Origin of the sequence: Streptomyces sp. NBC_01451 (genome assembly GCF_036227485.1) — a bacterium.
In the GTDB taxonomy this organism is placed as follows: domain Bacteria; phylum Actinomycetota; class Actinomycetes; order Streptomycetales; family Streptomycetaceae; genus Streptomyces.
In genome coordinates this window covers 2,320,303-2,342,956 of record NZ_CP109479.1, presented here as the reverse complement: position 1 = coordinate 2,342,956, position 22,654 = coordinate 2,320,303, and the positions used below count along the sequence as shown (strand labels likewise).

The 22,654-nt window shown below is 71.1% G+C and carries 20 protein-coding genes; 9 read left to right on the top strand and 11 right to left on the bottom strand.

From position 1 onward, the window contains the following. Positions 1-9: 9 nt before the first annotated feature. Entirely contained in the window at positions 10-4,857 is a 4,848-nt protein-coding gene (locus tag OG595_RS09890) for an ATP-dependent helicase (RefSeq protein WP_329270125.1), read from the bottom strand. Positions 4,858-5,102: 245 nt separating this feature from the next. Between OG595_RS09890 and OG595_RS09885 the strand changes: the two genes are divergently transcribed. Genes OG595_RS09885 through OG595_RS09875 form a run of 3 tightly spaced genes read left to right on the top strand, consistent with a single transcriptional unit; the run spans position 5,103 to position 7,068 of the window. Further along, positions 5,103-6,092, top strand: a complete 990-nt coding sequence (locus OG595_RS09885; RefSeq protein ID WP_329270123.1) for an AraC family transcriptional regulator — start codon at positions 5,103-5,105, stop codon at positions 6,090-6,092. Then, positions 5,993-6,763 carry an AzlC family ABC transporter permease gene (locus OG595_RS09880; RefSeq protein WP_329282771.1) on the top strand — a complete coding sequence of 257 codons (771 nt, stop codon included), beginning with the start codon at positions 5,993-5,995 and terminating at the stop codon, positions 6,761-6,763. The genes OG595_RS09885 and OG595_RS09880 overlap by 100 nt, the downstream gene beginning before the upstream one ends. Then, positions 6,760-7,068: an AzlD domain-containing protein gene (locus OG595_RS09875; RefSeq protein ID WP_189147509.1), complete on the top strand. Its 309-nt coding sequence runs from the start codon at positions 6,760-6,762 to the stop codon at positions 7,066-7,068. Before OG595_RS09880 ends, OG595_RS09875 begins: the two co-directional genes overlap by 4 nt. 30 nt (positions 7,069-7,098) lie before the next feature. Here OG595_RS09875 and OG595_RS09870 read toward each other — a convergent pair whose 3' ends face one another. Then, positions 7,099-8,043 (bottom strand): hypothetical protein, encoded by a 945-nt coding sequence (locus OG595_RS09870; protein ID WP_329270120.1) that lies wholly within the window; start codon positions 8,041-8,043, stop codon positions 7,099-7,101. A gap of 80 nt (positions 8,044-8,123) precedes the next feature. Between OG595_RS09870 and OG595_RS09865 the strand changes: the two genes are divergently transcribed. From OG595_RS09865 to recX, 4 genes are all read left to right on the top strand, one after another. Beyond that, a complete protein-coding gene (locus tag OG595_RS09865; RefSeq protein ID WP_329270117.1) occupies positions 8,124-8,318 on the top strand; it encodes a DUF3046 domain-containing protein in 195 nt (64 codons plus the stop codon). Between the two features lie 82 nt (positions 8,319-8,400). After that, positions 8,401-9,708 carry an AI-2E family transporter gene (locus OG595_RS09860; protein WP_329270115.1) on the top strand — a complete coding sequence of 436 codons (1,308 nt, stop codon included), beginning with the start codon at positions 8,401-8,403 and terminating at the stop codon, positions 9,706-9,708. Between the two features lie 407 nt (positions 9,709-10,115). Further along, a complete protein-coding gene (recA, locus tag OG595_RS09855; protein WP_329270112.1) occupies positions 10,116-11,252 on the top strand; it encodes a recombinase RecA in 1,137 nt (378 codons plus the stop codon). A 3-nt stretch (positions 11,253-11,255) separates the two neighbouring features. Next, positions 11,256-12,185 carry a recombination regulator RecX gene (recX, locus tag OG595_RS09850; protein WP_329270110.1) on the top strand — a complete coding sequence of 310 codons (930 nt, stop codon included), beginning with the start codon at positions 11,256-11,258 and terminating at the stop codon, positions 12,183-12,185. Positions 12,186-12,326: 141 nt separating this feature from the next. Here the strand turns inward: recX and OG595_RS09845 are convergent, their stop codons facing one another. The 8 genes from OG595_RS09845 to OG595_RS09810 all read right to left on the bottom strand — a co-directional run bounded on the left by OG595_RS09845 (position 12,327) and on the right by OG595_RS09810 (position 18,936). Continuing rightward, positions 12,327-12,734, bottom strand: coding sequence for a rhodanese-like domain-containing protein (locus OG595_RS09845; protein WP_329282769.1), 408 nt, complete (start codon positions 12,732-12,734; stop codon positions 12,327-12,329). Continuing rightward, positions 12,725-13,270, bottom strand: a complete 546-nt coding sequence (locus OG595_RS09840; RefSeq protein WP_329270107.1) for a cysteine dioxygenase — start codon at positions 13,268-13,270, stop codon at positions 12,725-12,727. The genes OG595_RS09845 and OG595_RS09840 overlap by 10 nt, the downstream gene beginning before the upstream one ends. An 81-nt stretch (positions 13,271-13,351) precedes the next feature. Next, complete coding sequence (locus OG595_RS09835; protein WP_309544753.1) at positions 13,352-13,423, bottom strand: putative leader peptide; 72 nt, start codon at positions 13,421-13,423, stop codon at positions 13,352-13,354. A 121-nt stretch (positions 13,424-13,544) separates the two neighbouring features. After that, positions 13,545-15,290 (bottom strand): FAD-dependent monooxygenase, encoded by a 1,746-nt coding sequence (locus OG595_RS09830; protein ID WP_329270105.1) that lies wholly within the window; start codon positions 15,288-15,290, stop codon positions 13,545-13,547. Between the two features lie 278 nt (positions 15,291-15,568). Then, positions 15,569-16,453, bottom strand: a complete 885-nt coding sequence (locus OG595_RS09825) for an amino acid ABC transporter permease (RefSeq protein WP_329270102.1) — start codon at positions 16,451-16,453, stop codon at positions 15,569-15,571. Beyond that, positions 16,450-17,073 carry an amino acid ABC transporter permease gene (locus OG595_RS09820; protein WP_443073328.1) on the bottom strand — a complete coding sequence of 208 codons (624 nt, stop codon included), beginning with the start codon at positions 17,071-17,073 and terminating at the stop codon, positions 16,450-16,452. Before OG595_RS09820 ends, OG595_RS09825 begins: the two co-directional genes overlap by 4 nt. A gap of 158 nt (positions 17,074-17,231) precedes the next feature. Beyond that, positions 17,232-18,071, bottom strand: coding sequence for a glutamate ABC transporter substrate-binding protein (locus tag OG595_RS09815; RefSeq protein WP_329270097.1), 840 nt, complete (start codon positions 18,069-18,071; stop codon positions 17,232-17,234). 88 nt (positions 18,072-18,159) lie between these two features. Next, the gene (locus OG595_RS09810) at positions 18,160-18,936 is read right to left on the bottom strand and encodes an amino acid ABC transporter ATP-binding protein (RefSeq protein ID WP_329270093.1); all 777 of its coding nucleotides are present in this window, start codon (positions 18,934-18,936) and stop codon (positions 18,160-18,162) included. Positions 18,937-19,268: 332 nt separating this feature from the next. On the opposite strand from OG595_RS09810, the gene OG595_RS09805 reads away from it, so the two are divergent. Both OG595_RS09805 and OG595_RS09800 read left to right on the top strand, forming a co-directional pair. Beyond that, positions 19,269-19,955, top strand: a complete 687-nt coding sequence (locus OG595_RS09805) for a response regulator transcription factor (protein ID WP_329270091.1) — start codon at positions 19,269-19,271, stop codon at positions 19,953-19,955. Positions 19,956-19,964: 9 nt separating this feature from the next. Next, positions 19,965-21,377, top strand: a complete 1,413-nt coding sequence (locus tag OG595_RS09800; RefSeq protein ID WP_329270090.1) for a sensor histidine kinase — start codon at positions 19,965-19,967, stop codon at positions 21,375-21,377. Positions 21,378-21,404: 27 nt separating this feature from the next. On the opposite strand, the gene OG595_RS09795 is transcribed toward OG595_RS09800, so the two are convergent. Further along, a complete protein-coding gene (locus OG595_RS09795; RefSeq protein WP_329270088.1) occupies positions 21,405-22,403 on the bottom strand; it encodes a TAXI family TRAP transporter solute-binding subunit in 999 nt (332 codons plus the stop codon). Positions 22,404-22,654: the final 251 nt, after the last annotated feature.

Genomic DNA, 22,654 nt, shown 5'->3' with positions numbered 1-22,654 from the left:
GGCCGGTGATCAGGCGCGGAGGCGTAGTCCGCGGGGGGTCGCGATGAAGCCCGCTCCTTCCAGGAGGGTGCCGAAGGGGGAGGTCAGGGCCGAGGCGCCGTTGACTCGCTCCACCGTGACGGTGCCGAGGGAACCCGCGCGGGCCGCAGTGGAGAGGGCTTCCGACGCCGCGCGCAGACGCGGGTCCTCGGTGGTCCGGCCGTCCGGTTCGGAGGGCCAGGCGAGCAGCGTCTTGCCGCCGCGCTCCATGTAGAGCGTCAGTTCCCCGTCGACCAGTACCACCAGTGAACCCGCCTTGCGGCCCGGTTTGTGGCCGGCGCCGGTCGGGGGTTCGGGCCAGGGCAGCGCACCACCGTACGCGTTCGCCGGATCGGCGGCGGCGAGGACGACGGCACGGCCGGCCTCGGAGGAGGCGGCCCGGGGCAGGGCGCTTCCGGCGAAACCGTGGCTGGAGGCGTGTCCGCTCTGTGCGACGGGGGCGTGGGGGGATTCGGAGCCGAAGTCGAGGTCGAGGCCGAGGTCGAAGTCCTTTGTGAAGCCGTGGTCGGCGGGGGAGGCGGTTTCGTGCGCGCCGGCCGTGCCGGTGCCGAAGGCCGGGGCGGGGTGGGAGTCGCCGCGGTCCCGGGCGTTCGCTGTTGCCCTGAGGCGGTCCACCGCGCCGTCCATGGCGAACTGGGCGGCGCCGAGGCCCTCCACCACGTAGCCGCGACGGGCCTGACCGCTGTCCTCGAAGGCGGAGAGGATGCGGTACACGGCCGAGAAGCCGCCCTCGACGCCCTCCGCGGAAACGGCTCCCCGGGTCACCACCCCGTGGCGGTCCAGCAGGGTGCGGGCCAGGGCGTGGGCGCGGACGGTGGGGTCGGGCTCAGGTCCGGGGAGCAGGGACCAGCGGCCCGCCACGGTCGGCGGACCGCTGCGGGAGGCTGGGCGGGCGGCGGCCGTCAGCGAGCCGTATCTGCCGCGCGGGACGGCGCGTTTCGCCCGGTGTGCCGTCGAGCCTGCCGTACGGCCCGAGCCGAGGAGAGAGCGCATCGGGGCGAGCGTGTCGTTGGTGAGCCGGCCCGACCAGGCCAGGTCCCAGACGGTGTCGGCCAGCTGGGGATCGGTGGCGTCCGGGTGCGTGGTGGCGCGGACCTGGTCGGCGATCTGGCGGAAGAAGAGCCCGTAGCCCCCGGTGAGGGCGTCGAGGACGGACTGGTGGAGTGCGGTGGGTTCCAGGGGGTGGGGCGGTGGCAGGAGGAGCGGGGCCGTGTCCGCCAGGTACAGGGACACCCAGCCGTCCTTGCCGGGGAGGGCGCCCGCCCCGGCCCAGACGATCTCCCCGGCCGCCGTGAGCTCGTCGAGCATCGCGGGGGCGTAGTTCGCCACCCGGGACGGCAGGACCAGCTTCTCCAGGGCCGACGCCGGCACGGAGGCGCCCTGCAACTGCTCGACCGCGCGCACCAGCCCGTCGACGCCGCGCAGACCGTGGCCCTTGCCGACGTGCTGCCACTGCGGCAGGAACTGCGCGAGCGCCGCGGGCGGCACCGGCTCCAGTTCGTGCCGCAGGGCGGCCAGGGAACGGCGCCGGAGGCGGCGCAGAACCGCCGCGTCGCACCACTCCTGGCCGATGCCGGCCGGGTGGAACTCCCCTTGTACGACGCGGCCACTCGCTGCCAGACGATGAAGCGCGCCCTCGGTGACCGCCACGCCCAGGCCGAAACGGGTGGCCGCCGTGGCTGAGGTGAACGGGCCGTGGGTGCGGGCGTGGCGGGCGAGGAGGTCGCCGAGCGGGTCCTTGACCGGCTCGGTGAAGGCCTCCGGGACGCCCACGGGCAACGCCGTGCCGAGCGCGTCGCGCAGACGGCCCGCGTCCTCGATCGCCGCCCAGTGGTCGGCGCCGCCGATGCGGACCCGGATCGCGCGACGCGCGCCTGCCAGCTCCCGGGCCCACTGCGGATCGGCGCCGCGCCCGGCCAGCTCGGCGTCGGTGAGCGGGCCGAGCAGACGCAGCAGGTCCGCGACGCTCTCGGCGTCCTTCGCGCGCCGGTCCTCGGTGAGCCACTGGAGTTCCCGCTCCAGTTCGGCCAGGACCTCGGCGTCGAGCAGTTCGCGCAGCTCCGCCTGGCCCAGCAACTCGGCCAGCAGCCGCGAGTCCAGCGACAGGGCGGCGGCGCGCCGCTCGGCCAGCGGCGAGTCACCCTCGTACAGGAACTGTGCGACGTATCCGAAGAGGAGGGAGCGGGCGAAGGGGGACGGCTCGGGGGTGGTGACCTCGACCAGGCGCACCTTGCGGGACTCGATGTCACCCATCAGTTCCACGAGACCGGGCACGTCGAAGACGTCCTGGAGGCATTCGCGGACCGCTTCGAGAACGATGGGGAACGAGCCGAACTCGCTTGCCACCTGGAGCAGTTGGGAGGCCCGCTGGCGTTGCTGCCACAGCGGGGTGCGTTTGCCGGGGCTGCGGCGCGGGAGCAGTAGGGCGCGCGCGGCGCACTCGCGGAAGCGGGCCGCGAACAGGGCGGAGCCGCCCACCTGGTCGGTGACGATCTGGTTGACCTCGCCCTTGTCGAAGGCGACGTCCGCGGCGCCCACGGGAGCCCTCTCCGCGTCGTACTCCAGGCCGGCCCTCACCGGCTCCTGGTCGAGCAGGTCCAGGCTCATCAGATCGGCGTCCGGGAGACGCAGCACGATGCCGTCGTCGGCGTGCATGACCTGGGCGTCCATGCCGTACCGCTCGGACAGGCGGGCGCTGAGCGCGAGTGCCCACGGGGCGTGGACCTGGGCGCCGAAAGGGGAGTGGACGACGACCCGCCAGTCGCCGAGTTCGTCCCGGAACTGCTCCACGACGATGGTCCGGTCGTCCGGGATGTGCCCGCAGGCCTCGCGCTGTTCGGCCAGGTAGGAGATCACGTTGCCGGCGGCCCAGGTGTCGAGTCCGGCGGCGAGGAGCCGGCGGCGGGCGTCCTCCTCGGGCAGGGAGCCGACCTCGCGCAGGAACGCGCCCACCGCGCGGCCCAGTTCGAGCGGGCGGCCCAGCTGGTCGCCCTTCCAGAAGGGGAGACGGCCGGGGACCCCGGGAGCGGGGGACACCAGGACCCGGTCGCGGGTGATGTCCTCGATGCGCCAGGAGCTCGTACCGAGGGTGAAGACGTCCCCCACGCGGGACTCGTACACCATCTCCTCGTCCAGCTCGCCGACCCGGCCGCCGCCCTTCTTGGGGTCGGCGCCGGCGAGGAAGACCCCGAAGAGCCCGCGGTCGGGAATCGTGCCCCCGGAGGTGACGGCGAGCCGCTGTGCGCCCGGGCGGCCGGTCACCGTGCCGGCGACGCGGTCCCACACCACGCGCGGGCGCAACTCCGCGAACGCGTCGGACGGATAGCGGCCCGCGAGCATGTCGAGGACCGCGGTGAACGCCGACTCCGGGAGGGACGCGAAGGGCGCCGCCCGGCGGACCGTGGCCAGCAGGTCGTCGACCTGCCAGGTGTCCAGCGCCACCATCGCGACGAGCTGCTGGGCGAGGACGTCCAGGGGGTTGGCGGGGACCCGCAGGGACTCGATGGAACCGGTGCGCATGCGCTCGGTGACCACGGCCGCCTGGACGAGGTCACCCCGGTACTTGGGGAAGACGACGCCCGTGGAGACCGCGCCCACCTGGTGCCCGGCACGGCCGACGCGTTGCAGCCCGGAGGCCACGGACGGGGGTGACTCGACCTGGACGACCAGGTCCACTGCGCCCATGTCGATGCCCAGTTCGAGGCTGGAGGTGGCCACCACAGCCGGCAGTCGGCCCGCTTTGAGGTCTTCCTCGACGAGCGCGCGCTGCTCCTTGGAGACCGAGCCGTGGTGGGCCCGGGCGATGACCGGAGGGGCACCCTGGGCCGCGCCCGAGCCGCCCATCAGCTCGGCGGGAGCGTGGTGTTCGGCGAGGGGTTCGCCGGTGGCCCGCTCGTACGCGATCTCGTTGAGCCGGTTGCACAGACGCTCGGCGAGGCGGCGGGAGTTGGCGAACACGATCGTCGAGCGGTGCGCCTGGACGAGATCGGCGATCCGCTCCTCCACGTGCGGCCAGATGGACGGCCGTTCCGCTCCCTCGTTCGCGTCGGCGACCGGGGAGCCGCCCAGTTCGCCCAGGTCCTCGACCGGGACGACGACCGAGAGGTCGAACTCCTTGTCGGACTTGGGCTGGACGATCTCCACCTTTCGCTGGGGGGAGAGGTAACGCGCGATCTCGTCGACCGGGCGGACGGTCGCGGAGAGGCCGATGCGGCGGGCGGGCCTCGGCAACAGCTCGTCCAGCCGCTCCAGGGAGAGCGCGAGATGCGCGCCGCGTTTGGTGCCCGCGACCGCGTGCACCTCGTCCAGGATCACCGTCTCCACGCCGGTCAGCGCGTCGCGCGTGGCCGACGTGAGCATCAGGAACAGCGACTCGGGGGTGGTGATCAGGATGTCCGGCGGGCGGATGGCCAGGGCGCGGCGCTCGGCGGGCGGGGTGTCGCCGGAGCGGATGCCCACCTTGACCTCGGGCTCGGGCAGGCCCAGGCGCACGGATTCCTGGCGGATGCCCGTGAGGGGGCTGCGCAGGTTGCGCTCCACGTCGACCGCGAGGGCCTTGAGCGGTGACACATAGAGCACGCGGCAGCGTTTGCGGGGGTCGGCGGGCGCGGGTGCCGAGGTGAGCTGGTCGAGTGCGGCGAGGAACGCGGCGAGCGTCTTGCCCGAGCCGGTCGGGGCGACCACCAGCACGTCCGAGCCCTCGCCGATGGCCGCCCACGCGCCTGCCTGGGCCGCGGTGGGCGCGGAGAAGGCCCCCGTGAACCAGCCGCGGGTCGCGGGGGAGAAGCCGTCGAGGGCTCGGTGTGCGGAGCTGACCATGCGTCCATCCTGCACCTCGGCACTGACAATTGCCCTGACCTGCGAGTTCGTCTGCGGCGGTGGGGCGGGATGCGGCGAGGCAGGGTGGGATGGGGCCGTGCGGCGGTGAGGCGGCGCGGTTGAGTGCGGGCTGCCGGCCGGTGGTCGTGCGTTCGGCTCCGGCACCTCCCCTTTCCGGCGTCGCGGCTGCGGGTGCGTGGGGGTGCGTCTCGGCGGGCTGAGTCCCCTTCGCGGAGAATGGGGGCATGGCGGGTTCGGGTGAGCGGGCTCGGCACTGGCGGTACGCGGACCTGCCCGGTGTCGACCTTCTGCGTGCGCGGTACATCCACAAGACCTTTGTCCGGCACACCCACGAGAACTTCGTCATCGCCGCCATCACCGAGGGCGCGGAGGTCTTCCACCATGGAGGAACCGATCAGTACGCGGGGCCGGGGGCTCTCGCGCTGGTCAATCCCGATACGCCGCACACAGGGCGCGCGGGGGTTCCCGAGGGGTGGCGGTACGGGGCTGTCTACCCAGCGCCCGAAGTGGTGGCCGAGATCGCCGCGGAGACGACGGCGATCCGGGGGACCCCGGGCTTTGCCGCCCCCGTGTTCGACGATCCGTACTCGGTCACTCTGGTTCACGAAGTGCTGCGTGCGGCCGAGGAGGGCAACGCGTTGGCCGCCGACACGCTGCTGCGGGTCGCGGTGACCCGGCTGCTCCGGCTCAACGGCGGGGCCCTGCCGGACCGGGTCGTGCCCACGGCGGGTGGGCGGATCGCGGCACGCGCGCGTGCCGTGCTGGAGGAGACGATGGCCGGGCCGCCGACCCTGGAGAAACTCGCCAGGGACCTGGGCACCAGCCCCTTCGCGCTGCTGCGGGCCTTCCGTGACACATACGGGTTGCCGCCTCACGCGTGGCTGACGGACGCGCGGGTGCGGCGGGCCCGACGGCTGCTGGACGCGGGGACCGCACCCGCCGACGCGGCCGTCGCCGTCGGCTTCACCGATCAGCCGCACCTCAACCGGCACTTCACCCGGATCGTGGGCGTGCCCCCAGGGGCGTACCAGCGCGAGCGCAAGAACGTACAAGACCCGGCGGAGCACCTGCTCCTACCGTCGGACGGATGGCAGAACAAGCAGCTCTCGCAGACATACGTGCCGACGACGGAGACAAGCCGGACGCCGCCGTCGTCCGAGACGCCCTCGGAGTCGGGATCGCCGTCGGACTGTCCGGTTTCGCCTTCGGGGTGACGTCGGCGAGCAGTGGGCTCACGCTTCCGCAGACCTGTGCGCTCAGCCTTCTGGTGTTCACCGGGGCCTCCCAGTTCGCGCTCGTGGGCGCGCTCGCGGCCGGCGGCAATCCGCTCACCGCGGCAGCGGGCGCGTTCTTCCTGGGGGTGCGCAACGCCTTCTACGGGCTGCGTCTGTCGCAGCTGTTGGCCCTCCCGCGCGCGGTGCGTCCGTTCGCGGCCCAATGGGTCATCGACGAGACCACGGTGGTCGCCCTGGCGCAGCCCACGCGGCGCAGCGCCCGTATCGGTTTCACCGTCACGGGACTCACCCTGTACGTGCTGTGGAACCTCACGACGCTGCTCGGCGGGCTGGGGGCCGAGGCCATCGGGGACACCGACGCCTGGGGCTTGGACGCCGCCGGGCCGGCCGTCTTCCTGGCGCTGCTCGCGCCGATGCTGAAGTCCGGCGTGGAGCGCGCTGCCGCGGGCCTCGCGGTGGTGCTGGGGCTGGGACTGCTGCCCGTACTGCCGGCGGGTGTGCCGGTCCTGGTGGCCGCGCTCGCGGCACCCGCCGTTCTCTGGGCCCAGGGCCGCCGTGCGGCGAGGGACAGGAACCGGGACGGGAGGACGGGCGTGGAGACGGGCCTGAAGAGGGATGCGGAGACGGACGGGAAGGGGGCGGACCGTTGAACGTCTGGATCGCGATCGGTGTGACCGCCCTCGGCTGTTACGTCGTCAAGCTCGTCGGGCTCCTCGTGCCCGCCGGTGTCCTGGAACGTCCGCTCGTCAGACGGCTGGCCGCCCTGCTCCCTGTCGCCCTCCTCGCCGCTCTCACGGCCCAGCAGGCCTTCGCCGACGGGCGGGTGCTCGTCCTGGACGCGAAGGCCGCAGGGCTCGCCGCAGCCGCCGTGGCGCTGGTGCTGCGCGCTCCCTTCCTGGTCGTCGTCGCGGCCGCTGTGGCGGTGACGGCGGGGGTCCGGGCGATGACGGGCTGAGTGCCGCCCGTGCTCGCGCGCGCCCTGCCGTCAGCCGACGGGGCGGCCGTACGCCTTCAGGGTGCGCAGTGCCTCGACCGTCACCATGGGGCGTGCCTCCAGGGCGGAGCCCGGTGCCCACGCGCGCCAGCGGATGGGCCAGCCGCCGTCCTCACGCTGCTCGCTCGCGAGGAAGTCCAGGGAACGTGTCATCTCCTCGTCCGTGAACCACGCGCGCGCGAGTGAGCCCGGTGTCCTCGCGTAGTCGTACGGGAAGTGGTGCTCGCCCGGGGCGTAGCCGGGTGCCACCGGGGAGGCGTCGAGGTGCTCCGGGTCGAGTGCCACGAGCCGGTGCTCGCGTACCAGGCGGCCCAGTCGGTCGGCCGCCGCCTGCGCGCGCGAGCGGTCCGGGACCGAGTCCAGGAAGGCCACGGCGGCCTCCACCTCGTACGGATGGGACTTCTCCAGGGAGTCGACCGCCTGCCAGCAGAAGTCCGTGGCCCGGAACAGCCAGGCGTGCCACACCTCGTTGCGGTGCAGCAGGCCCACCACCGGGCCCGTGGCGAGGAGCTCGCTCGGCGGGTCGGCGACGATCGGCATGAACGGCGCCGCCGGGTAGCCGCGCTGGCTGGGGTGGATCGTCGGCAGCGCGCCGTCCGGTGCGGAGACCGAGGTCAGATAGCGGCACACACGCTCCACCCGCTGCCCGCCGCAGCGCCCGATGGCGTCCAGGACGCGCAGGGCGTGCCCGGTGTGCAGGGGCTGGCTGACGGGGCCGCGCAGATCGGGTTCCAGCGCGTGGCCGTACCCGCCGTCCTCGTTGCGGTAGGCGTCCAGCGCGATCTCCACCTCGTCGGCGCCTCCGTTCAGGAAGTGGTACGCGAAGCGGCGCTGCTCCAGCACGCGCGCGGTGAGCCACACGAAGTGCTCGGCACGGAAGAGCGGGGAACGCGCGTCGGGCGTCGGGGGGAGTGGGGCTGCTCCTGTTTCGGCCATGGGTCAGACCGTAGGGCGCGGAGCGGTCCCGGCAAGCGGTCCCGGCGTCGGCCCACCCTCAGGGGCGGGATACTGACATCATGCGGTTGACGGTCTTCTGGCAGCGGATGGCGGATCACTTCGGTTCGGGGTACGCCGACACCTTCGCGCGCGATCACGTGATGACGGAACTCGGCGGACGGACCGTGCACGAGGCCCTGAACGCCGGCTGGGAGGCGAAGGACGTGTGGCGTGTGGTGTGCGCGGCCATGAACGTTCCGTCGGAGAATCGGTGAAATCGTCCTGAAACGGCGCCGGTCGGCCGCGTAGATCGCAGGGTGGCGACTGATCCTCGGTAGCGTGGGCGAGACTTGCACCGTGGCATCCACAGACGAGACCGGACAGCCCGGACAGCAGGCGTCCCCGTTCGGCGCGACGCCGCCCGAACCCCCGGCCGGGTACACCGCCGGGCAGGGCGCGCGCATGCCCCGCTGGCTGCCCCGCGCCATGATGCTGGCGCTCGCCCTCGTCGGCCTGTTCCAGCTGGGCAGCTGGGCCTTCCACGAGCTCACCGGCCTGTTGATCAACATTCTCATCGCGTTCTTCGCCGCGCTCGCGATCGAACCCGCGGTGAGCCGCATGGCGTCGCGCGGCATGCGCCGGGGGCTGGCCACCTTCCTGGTCTTCATCGGACTGCTCATCGCGGTCGCCGGGTTCATCACCCTGCTCGGCTCCATGCTCGCCGGCCAGATCATCAAGATCGTCGAGGACTTCCCGGCCTATCTCGACTCCGTCATCAACTGGATCAACGCGCACTTCAACACCGACCTGAAGCGGGTGGACGTCCAAGAGGGCCTGCTGCGCTCCGACTGGCTGCGCAGTTACGTACAGAACAGCGCCACCGGCGTCCTGGACGTCTCCGGCCAGGTGCTGGGCGGGCTCTTCCAGCTGCTGACGATCACCCTGTTCGCGTTCTACTTCGCCGCCGACGGGCCGAGACTGCGCCGCGCGCTGTGCTCCGTACTGCCGCCCGCCCGGCAGGCCGAGGTACTGCGCGCGTGGGAGATCGCCGTCGACAAGACCGGCGGCTATCTGTACTCGCGCGGCCTGATGGCGCTCATCTCCGGGGTCGCCCACTACGTCCTGCTGGAGTTCCTGAGAGTGCCGTACGCCCCGGTGCTCGCCGTCTGGGTGGGACTGGTGTCGCAGTTCATCCCGACCATCGGTACGTATCTCGCGGGCGCCCTGCCGATGCTGATCGCCTTCACCGTCGATCCCTGGTACGCGCTGTGGGTGCTCGTCTTCGTCGTGCTCTACCAGCAGTTCGAGAACTACGTGCTGCAGCCCAAGCTGACCGCGAAGACCGTCGACATCCATCCCGCGGTCGCCTTCGGCTCGGTCATCGCCGGCACCGCGCTCCTCGGCGCGGTCGGCGCGCTGATCGCCATCCCGGCGGTCGCCACGCTCCAGGCGTTCCTGGGGGCGTACGTGAAGCGGTACGACGTCACGGACGACCCCCGTGTCCATGGGCACCGCAGCCGGGGCACCAGCATCCTCACGCGGCTACGGGTCCTGCTGGAGGGGCGCCGGGCTGCCGACCCCGAGGACTCGGCGAACTCCGCGGAGGCGCCCGCACCGGAACCGGGGCCGGGTCCGTCGTCGGGGGAAGACTCCACGCCCGCGTGAGCTGAGCCCCGGTCGTAGCCCTGTCGGAGACGGACGCCGCGGGGGAGCCCACAGGGCCGGTGGGCGCCGACCGCGTGACAGAGGTGCCCGGCACCGTCCTGTCCGGTCGTGGACGCCCCGCACCATGTTGCGCGCCGTGTGCCCCTGGGGTGTCGAACCCGACATCCCGGTCCTCGGCGCATCGTGAACCTAGTCTCGGATGTGCCGAGTGTTGCGCTTGACACGAAAATCGAACATCCATTCTGATTGAGGTTCCGGCGAGGCTCTCGACGGGGATTTCGTCAGGGTTTTCATGGAGATGTGCCCGAGTTATCCACAGGCCGGACGGGCGTCGGGGCGCATTGTCAGTGGCAGGCGTTAGCGTCTTTGACGTGAAGCGATCGACTCAAGCAAATCGGGTGGAACCCATGGCAGGAACCGACCGCGAGAAGGCGCTGGACGCCGCGCTCGCACAGATTGAACGGCAGTTCGGCAAGGGCGCGGTGATGCGCCTGGGCGAGCGGCCGAATGAGCCCATCGAGGTCATCCCCACCGGGTCGACCGCGCTCGACGTCGCCCTCGGCGTCGGCGGGCTGCCGCGCGGCCGAGTGGTGGAGGTGTACGGCCCGGAGTCCTCCGGCAAGACGACCCTGACCCTGCACGCGGTGGCGAACGCGCAGAAGGCCGGAGGCCAGGTCGCCTTCGTGGACGCGGAGCACGCCCTCGACCCCGAGTACGCGAAGAAGCTCGGCGTCGACATCGACAACCTGATCCTGTCCCAGCCGGACAACGGCGAGCAGGCCCTGGAGATCGTGGACATGCTGGTCCGCTCCGGTGCCCTCGACCTCATCGTCATCGACTCCGTCGCCGCGCTCGTGCCGCGCGCGGAGATCGAGGGCGAGATGGGTGACTCGCACGTGGGTCTTCAGGCTCGTCTGATGAGCCAGGCGCTCCGCAAGATCACCGGTGCGCTGAGCCAGTCCGGGACCACCGCGATCTTCATCAACCAGCTCCGCGAGAAGATCGGCGTGATGTTCGGCTCGCCGGAGACCACGACCGGCGGCCGGGCGCTCAAGTTCTACGCCTCGGTGCGGCTCGACATCCGTCGTATCGAGACGCTGAAGGACGGCACCGACGCGGTCGGCAACCGCACCCGCGTCAAGGTCGTCAAGAACAAGGTCGCGCCGCCGTTCAAGCAGGCCGAGTTCGACATCCTCTACGGGCACGGCATCAGCCGCGAGGGCGGTCTGATCGACATGGGCGTGGAGCACGGCTTCGTCCGCAAGGCCGGCGCCTGGTACACGTACGAGGGCGACCAGCTCGGCCAGGGCAAGGAGAACGCGCGCAACTTCCTGAAGGACAACCCCGACCTCGCCAACGAGATCGAGAAGAAGATCCTGGAGAAGCTGGGGGTCGGTGTCAGGCCGGAGAAGCCCGCCGCCGAACCCGGCGCGGACGCGGCGGTCACCGTCGCCCCGGACGGAGCGGCGAAGGCGGTTCCTGCTCCCGCGTCGGCGGCCAAGACCACCAAGGCCAAGGCCACGGCCACGGCGGTCAAGAGCTAGCCCGTGACACGACGAACCGACTGGGCCGAGTACGCGTACCCCGGTGCCTCGGAGGACCGGGGCGGCGGGGGCTTTGCCGGGGGCGGTGACAGCGCCTACAGGGATGCCGGGCCATACGGGGGTGGCCGCGGAGCCCGGGAAGGCGACGGGGTGTACGAGGGTGGCGGAGGACCCGGCGCCGGGTCACGCCGCGGTCAGGATTCACCGGGGGACGCCCGGTACCGGGGCGACGGTTCGCCGGGAGGCGGACGGCGCCGCGGCGGCGGTGACCTGGGCGGCGAGAGCGGCCCGTACGACGAAGGCGGCCCACACGGTGAGGGCTCGCGTGGCGGGCGCGGTCGTCGTCGGCGTCGCGGCTTCGGCGAGGCGGGCGGCGACCCACAGGACGGAGGTTCCGTCTCCTCGTCGAGGGCCGAGAAGGCGGAGCCGCCGGCGGACCCGGCTGAGCGGGCGCGGGCGATCTGCCTGCGCCTGCTCACCGGGACCCCGCGTACGCGCAAGCAGCTCGCGGACGCCCTGCGCAAGCGGGAGATCCCGGACGAGGTGGCCGAGGGGGTCCTGTCGCGGTTCGAGGAGGTCGGACTGATCAACGACAGCGCCTTCGCGGACGCCTGGGTCGAGTCCCGGCACCACGGCCGGGGACTGGCCCGGCGGGCGCTCGTACAGGAACTGCGTACCAAGGGCGTGGACTCGACGCTCATCGACGAGGCCGTCGGGCAGCTCGACTCCGAGCAGGAGGAGACGACCGCGCGTGAACTCGTCGCCCGCAAGCTGCGTGCGACCCGCGGACTCGACCGCGACAAACGGCTGCGGCGCCTCGCGGGCATGCTCGCCCGCAAGGGCTACCCCCAGGGCATGGCCCTGCGGGTCGTTCGGCAGGCGCTGGAGGAGGAGGGCGAGGACACCGAGTTTCTCGCGGACGAGGAGTTCTGAACCCGGTGGTGCCGAAGGTTCGGCCGTCCCGAGAGGCAGTTGTCCGCTCGGGAGGCCTGCGTCCCCGGCCCTGAACACGGTGGACGCGCGGGGGCGCCGACCGCGTTCGGGGCCGGGTGGACGGTACGACGGCTTCGGCCGTCAGGCTGCCCGCGACGTCACCGGAAGCCCCGCCGCCCGCCATGCCTGGAACCCTCCGACCAGGTCGGTCGCCCGGTGCAGCCCCAGCCGGTGCAGGGACACGGCAGCGAGGCTCGACGCGTACCCCTCGTTGCAGATCACCACGATCCGCAGGTCATGGCCGGTCGCCTGAGGCGCGCGATGGCTGCCCAGCGGGTCGAGGCGCCACTCCAGTTCGTTGCGCTCGACCACGAGCGCGCCGGGGATCAGGCCGTCGCGCTCACGCAGGGCCGCGTACCGGATGTCCACCAGCAGCGCCTCGCCGGCCTGCGCGGCCTCGTACGTCTCGTGTGCCTCCACGCGCGCGTAGGTCTCGCGCACGCGGTCCAGCAACCCGTCGATGCCGACGGGCTGTTCACTCACTGCCAGTCCTGCGGGCGCTCGACGTGCTCCAGGCGCAGCACCTGTCCGGTACGGCTGTAGCGGCGGATCTGGGGGAGGGGCGGGTAGTAGGCGTGGACCGAGATCGCGTGCTGGTCGCGGGACTCGTTGAAAACCTCGTGCACATGGTGGCGGCCGAAGCTCCGGCCCTGGCCCTCCGACAGCCGTCGCTCCCGGTCGACACCCTCGGTGAGTTCCAGGGTCTTCCAGCCGTCGGTGGGCAGCCGGGCGGCGAGCGAGTTCTCCTTGAGCTCGCCGGCCGCGGTGAGGAAGGCGCCGACCGAGTCGGCGTGGTCGTGCCAGCCGGTGCCGGTGCCGGGCGGCCAGCCGATCAGCCAGGCCTCGCTGCCGCCGGGGCCCTCCAGGCGCACCCAGGTGCGGCCCTCGGGGTCGAGCGGCAGGGAGGCGATCAGTTCGGCGTCGGCTGCCGTACGCCGGACGAAGTCGAGCAGTTCCGCCTGCGTCGGGGTCCTGGGAGTCCCGGAGACCCGGGCGGTTGCGGATACGGAGGGTGACACGGACACGGGTACCGTCCTGGTGAACGTTCGCGGGGAGCGCGCGACAGCGCGGAAGAGCGGCGCGCGCGGGAATAAGGGGATGCGAATTCAGCAGGACGGACGACACACGCAGCCCGCATAGCGGACGAGGTCCATATGGACCCTCCGCCACAGGCGCACATCGGTGTCGGCGTCGGTCACGCTCCGGAGTACAGCATGGCGGTGCTGACCGGTCAACTCGTTGTCATCATGTGGACGCCCGCTGACGGGAGGGGCAGCGGGCGCGGACGGAGGGCAGGTGTCAGCGCGTGCCCGCCGCGGCTTCGGTGTGCGCCTTCGCGTTCGACCTGTCGCCCCTGCCCGTCGTCCCGTCGGCCTTGTCGTCCGTCCTGTCCTGCGGGGGACCGCCCAGCGTCGCCTCGGCCGCCGCGTACAGGTCGGCCGGGCGTACCCCGCTCAGCGCCGTGACGAGGTGCCCGTCCGGGCGGACCAGAAGCACGGTGTGGGCGGCGGCGCCCGGATAGCTCTCGGTGACCAGCAGTTCGGCGGACTGCGGCAGCGCGGCCACCGCCGCCGCCAGCCGGGGCATGATCCCGGCGCTCACCCAGTGCTTGCGCTCCCACACACCCGTACCGGGCGCGACCAGCACCACCAGCAGCGCACCGCGTCCCAGCCGCTCCCGCAGCCGCACGAAGGAACCGTCCTCGGCGGTGACCCGTACGTCCGTCACCTGTCCGCCGGGCGGGGTGTCCACCGAGATCTCCGCCTCGATGTGCTGGGGCGCCAGCGGTGAATGGCCGTACGTCCCCGGCTCGCCCAGGATTCCGCGCCCCAGGTGACCGTCCGTGAGCAGCGAGTCGTGTCCGCGGGCCGACCCGGGGACGTACGACCGCAGCCCCGCGCCGCCGCGCAGCAGCGGCAGCGCCTGGTCGGCGGCGCGCAGCCGGGCGGAGACGGCCGCGCGGCGCTCGGTCTGGTAGCTGTCCAGCAGGGCCTCGTGCGGACCGTGGTGCCAGGCCAGCCCCAGCTTCCAGGCGAGGTTGTCGGCGTCCCGCAGCCCCTCGTCCAGCCCCTGTGTACCGAGCGCGCCGAGCAGATGCGCGGCGTCCCCGGCGAGGAAGACCCGGCCGGCCCGCCAGCGCCGGGCGAGCCGGTGGTGGACGATGTGGACGCCGGTGTCGAGCAGGTCGTACGGCGGTGTGGGGCCGCCGCTCCAGCCCGCGAGGGTCTCCCGGATCCGGGTCACGAGAAGCTCGGGTGTGACCAGGTCCTTGCCCGGCGGCATCAGCCAGTCCAGGCGCCACACACCGTCCGGGAGCGGGCGGGCGGTGATCTCCCCGGCCGAGGGCCCGGAGGTCCGCCACGGAGGCATCCGGTGCAACAACGCCTCACCGGGCCACGGGAGTTCCGTACGCAGCGCGGCCACGGCGTGTCGTTCCACGGCCGTACGTCCGGGGAAGCGGATGTCCTGGAGTTTGCGCACCGTGGAGCGCGGGCCGTCGCAGCCGACCAGGTAACTGCCGCGCCACCAGGTGCCGCCCGGGCCGCGGGTGTGTGCCGTGACGCCGGACGGCTCCTGCTCGACGGAGTCGAGACGGCTGTTGACGGCGAGTTCGACGAGCCGCTCGCGCGCGATGGCGGTCCGCAGGGCGCCGGTCAGCACGTGCTGGGCGATGTGCAGGGGGATGCCGGGTTCCGTGCCGGGTTCCGCCCCGAGTCCCGCTGCGGGTCCCGACCCGAGCCCCGACGGAAGCGCGTCGGTCGGCCCGTCGGATCCCTCGGTCCCGAAAGAGATCTGACGCATCACCTGCTTGCGCCGCATCGACCGCCATCCGGCCCAGTGGAAACCGGCGTCGGCGATCGGCGCACCGGTCAGTCGCTCCAGCAGCGCGGCGGTGTCCTCGCGCAGCACGACCGTGCGAGCGGGGCGCTGGTCGTCCTTGCCCGGCCCCTCGTCGAGGACGACCGAGGGGACCTCCTGGCGCGCCAGCGCAAGCGCCAGCGTGAGCCCGACCGGCCCCGCTCCGACGATGATCACCGGGTCCATGGCGCGGCGCCCCCTGCCCAGAGCGACGTCTTCATCGACACAAGTGAACAGGAAGTTGGAGCGGGGTGCACGATCACAAAACGTATGCAACAGACTCCGCGCCACCCGGTCAAGCTGGACGCACCACAGGCGCCCGCCCCGACCCACTCGGCGTTTCCCCTGGTACGGCATGTGTGCCCGGCGAAGACGGCAGACGACGGAGGCAGTGGCGAACGCGCCACTGCCTCCGTGTCGGTCACACCACTGCCTCCGGGCAGGTCATACGAGTTGAGTGGCCGTCAGATGGAACCGCCCGCGCCGGTCGCCTCCGTGCCGGCCACCGTCGCCGGTCCGAGCACCACACCGGTCGACTTCTTGCCGCGGCGCAGCCTGCCCTCCAGCCAGCTCGCGAAGCTGGTGATGAGGAAATTGATCACGATGAAGATGGCCGCCACCACGATGAAGCTCGCGACGACGTTGGCGTAGTTGGCCGCGAGCGTGCTGCGCGTGTTGAGAAGCTCGGTGAAGTTGAGCATCACGCCGCCCAGCGCGGTGTCCTTCACGATGACGACGAGCTGGCTGACGATCGCCGGCAGCATGGCCGTGACGGCCTGCGGGAGCAGGACGTTCGTCATCGTCTGGCCCTTGCGCAGACCGATCGCGAGGGCGGCCTCCGTCTGTCCCCTGGGGAGGGACAGGATGCCGGCCCGCACGATCTCGGCGAGCACCGAGGCGTTGTAGAGCACCAGGCCGGTGACGACCGCGTAGAGGGGGCGGGACTCGCTGCTGACGTCCGTGGACCTGACGTAGAACTCCATGGCGAACAGCATGAGCAGCAGCACCGGAATCGACCGGAAGAACTCGACCACCACACCGGCGGGGACCCGGACCCACCGGTGGTCGGACATCCGCGCGATACCCAGGACCGCACCCAGGGGAAGGGCGATCACCATGGAGAGCGCCGCGGCCTTCATCGTGTTGGCGAGGCCGGGCAGCAGATAGGTCGTCCAGGCCTGTGACGTGGTGAACGGCTCCCACAGGGCCCACTTCAGCTGGCCCTTGTCGTCCATCGTCCGCCAGATCCACCAGAGGAACAGGGCGAGGAGGACGAAGAAGACGATCGTGAGGACCACGTTGCGCTGTTTGGCGCGGGGGCCCGGCGCGTCGTAGAGGACGGAGGTCATCGCTTCACCGCCAGTCGCTTGCTCAGCCAGCCGAGGGCGAGCCCGGTGGGCAGGGTCAGTACCACGAACCCGAAGGCGAAGACCGCGCCGATGAGTACCAACTGAGCCTCGTTCTCGATCATCGTCTTCATCAGACTCGCGGCCTCGGCCACGCCGATCGCGGCGGCCACGGTGGTGTTCTTGGTCAGCGCGATCAGTACGTTGGCCAGCGGGCCGATGACCGACCGGAACGCCTGCGGCAGTACGACGAGACCCAGCACCTGGCTGAAGCTCAGCCCGATGGCGCGGGCCGCTTCGGCCTGCCCCGGGGGCACGGTGTTGATCCCGGAGCGCAGTGCCTCGCAGACGAAGGCCGCGGTGTAGGCGGTGAGCCCGAGCACCGCCAGCCGGAAGCCCTGGAGCGGGAAGTCGTCGGATGCGCCCATCGTCACGCCGAAGATGTCGGCGAGGCCGAGTGAGGTGAAGACGATGATGACCGTCAGCGGGATGTTGCGGACGATGTTCACGTAGGCGGTGCCGAACCCGCGCATGAGCGGGACCGGGCTGACCCGCATGCCGGCCAGCAGTGTGCCCCAGACCAGGGAGCCGAGGGCGGAGAGGGCGGTGAGTTTCACCGTCATCCAGAACGCCCCGAGGACGTCGTAACCATCAAGAAAGTCGAACACGATCCCCGCGCTTCCGGGTGTGAGGCGTATGTGGCGTACGTGATGTACGTGGCAGACGCGGTGCGCCGCTGCCCTGATCGCGGTGGGCGGCGGCGCACCTGCGGAACTCCGTGCTAGCTGACGATGGTGCCGATCTTCGGAGCCGGCTCGTTCTTGTAGCCGGCCGGACCGAAGTTGTCCTTGACCGCGGTCTCCCAGGCGCCGTCGCTGACCATCTTCTCCAGCGCGGTGTTGATCTTGTCCACGGTCGTGGTGTCGCCCTTCTTGACGCCGATGCCGTAGTTCTCGTTGCTCAGCTTGAGGCCCGCCAGCTTGAACTGACCCTTGTACTTGTCCTGGGCGGCGAAGCCCGCGAGGATCGAGTCGTCCGTGGTCACCGCGTCGACGGCACCGCTCTGCAGGGCGGCGATGCACTCCGAGTAGCCCGAGTTCTCACGCAGGTTGGCCTTCGGGGCGATCGTGTCCTTGACGTTCTGCGCCGAGGTGGAGCCGGTGACGGAGCAGAGGTTCTTGCCGTTGAGGTCCGTGCCCTTGGCGATGTCGGAGTCCGCCTTGACGAGCAGGTCCTGGTGGGCGAGCAGGTAGGGGCCGGCGAAGTCGACCTTCGCCTTGCGCTTGTCGTTGATCGAGTACGAGGCCGCGATGAACTTCACGTCGCCACGGGCGAGGGCGGTCTCGCGGTCGGCGCTCTTGGTCTCGACCCACTCGATCTGGTCGGGCTCGTAGCCGAGCTGCTTGGCGACGTACGTCGCCACGTCCACGTCGAAGCCGGCGAAGGAGCCGTCGGGCTCCTTCAGGCCGATGCCGGGCTGGTCGAACTTGATGCCGACCTTGATCTTGTCGCCGCCGCCGGAGCCGGTGTCGCTCTTGTCGTCGTCGCCGCCACAGGCCGTCGCGGTGAGGGCGAGGACAAGGGCTGCGGCGGTCGCGGCGGTGACCTTGCGGAGCTTCATGGTGAACATCCTTTGACTGAGGGAGAGACGCGGGCCGTCGGTGCCGTGCGGGCCTGACGGACGAAGTTTGTTGGAAACGCGCAGGTCGTCAGTGGTGCAGGATCTTGGACAGGAAGTCCTTCGCGCGGTCGCTGCGAGGGTTGCTGAAGAACTGGTCCGGCACAGCCTCTTCGACGATGCGGCCGTCCGCCATGAACACCACCCGGTTGGCGGCCGAACGGGCGAACCCCATCTCGTGGGTGACGACGATCATGGTCATGCCCTCGCGGGCGAGCTGCTGCATGACCTCCAGGACCTCGTTGATCATCTCGGGGTCGAGCGCCGAGGTCGGCTCGTCGAAGAGCATGACCTTGGGGTCCATGGCCAGGGCTCGCGCGATGGCGACACGCTGCTGCTGGCCGCCGGAGAGCTGTGCGGGGTACTTGTCCGCCTGTGTGGCCACGCCCACCCGGTCGAGCAGGGCGCGGGCCTTCTCCTCGGCCGCGTTCTTGTCCGCCTTGCGGACCTTGATCTGGCCCAGCATCACGTTCTCGAGCACCGTCTTGTGCGCGAACAGGTTGAAGGACTGGAACACCATGCCGACGTCGGCCCGCAGCCGGGCCAGCGCCTTGCCCTCCTGGGGCAGCGGCTTGCCGTCGATCGAGATGTCTCCCGAGTCGATGGTCTCCAGGCGGTTGATGGCGCGGCACAGGGTGGACTTTCCGGACCCGGAGGGTCCGATCACCACGACCACCTCGCCGCGGGTGATGGTCAGGTCGATGTCCTGGAGAACATGCAACGCGCCAAAGTGCTTGTTGACGCTCTTCAGGACGACCAGATCGCCGGTCACGGGCACGTCGTCCTTGGCCACCGATACTTCGGTCATCGCTTACTGGCTCCGTCCACCTCGGTTTCGGAGGACAGTAGTGACCCTGTGAGACCAGCGTCAGCACATCTGAGCGGAACTTGAGGATAACGATCCGATGTCAGGTCAACACGCTTTGTAGCGCCCCCCGAAAGAGGTGTACCGGACGGATAACGGAAGCGGTCCGCAGCCGGAACCAGGCACACGCGTGCGTGTGTCCACATGGTGTACTCCGCTGGGGCACCGCATGTGGTGTACAAGTCGAAACGGCACGGCCGGCGAACCGAAGCACGTGCACCGCAGCCCATGAACCGAAGTCCGTGAACCGAAGCACATGAACCGAAGGGGTCGCGATGAGACTGCTCCTCGTCGAGGACGACAACCATGTCGCCGCCGCGCTCTCCGCGGTCCTGGCCCGGCACGGTTTCGACGTCACGCACGCGCGCAGCGGGGAGGAGGCCCTCCGGGCGCTCGTTCCGGAAGGCAACGGCTTCGGTGTGGTGCTGCTCGACCTGGGCCTGCCCGACCAGGACGGGTACGAGGTGTGCGGCAAGATCCGCAAGCGCACCAACACCCCCGTGATCATGGTCACCGCGCGCTCCGACATCCGCTCCCGCATCCACGGCCTCAACCTCGGCGCCGACGACTACGTCGTGAAGCCGTACGACACCGGGGAGTTGCTCGCCCGGATCCACGCCGTCAGCCGGCGCAGCGTCCACGAGGACGCCGCCGAGGCCGGTGACAACGCGCTGCTCCTGGGCTCGCTGCGGATCGAACTGTCCACCCGGCAGGTTCTCGTGGACAGTTCCGTCGTCCAGCTGACCCGCAAGGAGTTCGATCTGCTCGCCCTCCTCGCTCAGCGTCCCGGAGTGGTGTTCCGCCGAGAACAGATCATCAGCGAGGTCTGGCGCACCAGCTGGGAGGGGACCGGCCGCACCCTGGAGGTGCATGTCGCGTCCCTGCGCGCCAAGTTGAGCATGCCGGCGCTGATCGAGACCGTCCGCGGCGTGGGCTATCGGCTCGTCGCCCCGACGAAGTAGCGGGGACGGGTGCGCACACGTCTCCTTCCCCTGCTCATCGTCCTGATGGCGGCCGTCCTGCTCGCGCTCGGCATCCCGCTCGCCATCAGCGTGGCAGCGGCCCAGCAGCAGACGGTCGTCGTCGACCGGATCGACGACACCGCGCGGTTCGCCGCGCTCGCCCAGTTCGTCACCGACCGGCCCACCGGGTCCCGGGTCAAGGACGCGGACACCGACGAGCGCGGCGAGACCCTCCAACGGGAGCTGGAGAGCTACTACGACGTCTACGGCATCCGTTCCGGCGTCTTTTACCGCAACGGCGTGCCCATGGCCAACGCGCCGACCGACTGGTACCTGCCGGAAACGGGCGAGGTGCGTGAAGCGTTCGCCGAAGCGCTCCTGTCCCGGCGCAGCCACGATCCGCAACAGGTCTGGCCCTGGCAGGAGCACCGGCTCGTCGTCGCGTCGCCGGTGATCCGGGACGGCGATGTCGTGGCCGTCGTGGTCACCGACTCGCCCACCGGGCAGATGCGTTCGCGGACACTGCACGGCTGGATCGTCATCGGCGCCGGCGAGATCGCCGCGATGCTGCTCGCGGTGGGCGCGGCGCTGCGCCTCACCGGCTGGGTGCTCAGGCCCGTACGCGTCCTCGACGCCACCACGCACCGCATCGCGACCGGCAGTCTGAAGTCCCGGGTCGCGGTGGCCGGTGGCCCGCCGGAACTCAGGCGGCTGGCCCGGTCGTTCAACGAGATGGCGGACAACGTCGAGGACGTGCTGGAGCAGCAGCGCGCCTTCGTCGCCGACGCCTCGCACCAGCTGCGCAACCCGCTCTCGGCGCTGCTGCTGCGTATCGAACTGCTCGCGCTCGAACTGCCCGAGGGGAACGAGGAGATCGCCTCGGTGCAGACCGAGGGCAAACGCCTGGCCGAGGTTCTGGACGACCTCCTCGACCTGGCGCTCGCCGAGCACGCCGAGGCGGACCTCGCACTCACCGACATCGGCGCGCTGACGGCCGAGCGCGTCGCCGCCTGGACGCCGCTCGCCGAGGCCAAGGGCGTACGCCTGGTCGGCGACTGCCCGGCCACGACCGCGTGGGCGGACCCGGTCACGCTGTCCAGCGCCCTGGACGCGGTGATCGACAACGCGGTGAAGTTCACCCCGGCGGACGAGTGCGTGCAGGTGTCGGTCGCGTCGAACGGCGAGACCTCGACGGTCGTGGTCACCGACGGCGGCCCGGGCATCACCGACGACGAACTCGTCCGTATCGGCGACCGGTTCTGGCGCAGCGGCCGGCATCAGAACGTCAAGGGTTCGGGCCTCGGCCTGTCCATCTCCCGGATCCTGCTGGCGGCGGGCGGCGGCACGATCTCGTACGACCATCACGAACCGCACGGCCTGAAGGTGACGGTGCGGGTGCCGAGGTCGGGCCCGGCGTCCTGAGGGTCCCGGCCCGCGCCGGGACAAGCCCTACGGCTTGACCGAGCGGTAGTAGCGCCGGGCGCCCTCGTGCAGCGTCAACGGGTCGGTGTAGATGGCGGTCCGCAGGTCCACGAGCTGCGCCGAGTGGACGTGGGCGCCGATGCGGTCCCGGCTGTTGATCACCGACCGGGTCAGCCACTCGGTGAGCCTCGGGTCCACGTCCGCGCGTGTCATGAGCAGGTTGGACACCGCGAGCGTCGCCACGGTCGAGCCGTCCTGGACGGACGGGTAGGCCGACTCGGGCATGTTGGTGGCCCGGTAGTAGCGGGAGGCTCCGCCCTGTTCGTGCAGCTTGGCGACCAGGTCCGCGTCGATCGGGACGAAGCGGAAGGAGAAGTTCTTGGCCAGCTGCACCAGACCGTTCGTGGGCAGCCCGCCCGACCAGAAGAAGGCGTCGATCTGGTTCCTCCGGAGCCGCCCGGGCCCGGTGTCGATGCCGTCGGCGAAGGGCTTGATGTCCTTGCCCGGGTCGAGACCGGCGGCGTCCAGCACCCGGTTCGCAATCAGCCGTACGCCGGAGTTCTCCAGCCCGATGGCCACCCGCTTGCCCCGCAGGTCCTGGACGGTCGAGATCTTGGAGTCGCGCGGCACGACCAGTTGCACATAGTCGTCGTACAGGCGTGCGACCCCGCGCAGTTTGTCGGCGCCCGGCAGCTTCCTCAGTCTGTACGTCTCCACCGCGTCGGCCGCCGCGATGGTGAAGTCGGCGTCGCCGGTGGCCACGCGCTCGACGTTCGCCTGCGATCCCTGGCTGTTCATCAGCTTTACATCCAGGTTCGGCATGTCCTTGGCGAAGGCCGTCCTGAGCCCCGAGCCGTACTGCTGGTAGACGCCGGCGGGGGACCCGGTGCTGAACGTGATCGTCCCGGCCGGAGGGTCCTCGTCCAGGGGGACAAGCCACCACAGCAGCAGCCCGAAAACCACGAAGGCGGCGGCCGACCCCATGAGGGCCTGTCGCCTGCGGATCCGGGGGAGCACCTTGCGCATGCGCGAGATCCTGCCAGTACGGCCCCGGTGCTGGCCAGGGGAGGAAGGGAGGGAAGGGGGCGGGCGAGGGGAGGGCTGCGGTGCGACGATCGGATCGGCACCCGGAGAGCCGCCGCGACATCGCCAGGTTCATGCGAGGTCTCGCCGAACCGCGTGGCGCACGAGCCGGCCGACGTCGTTCACGTCGCGTACGGCACGGCTCTGGTGCACGGGGCCGGCCTCACGAGGTGATCGCGGAGATCCACCGCGCC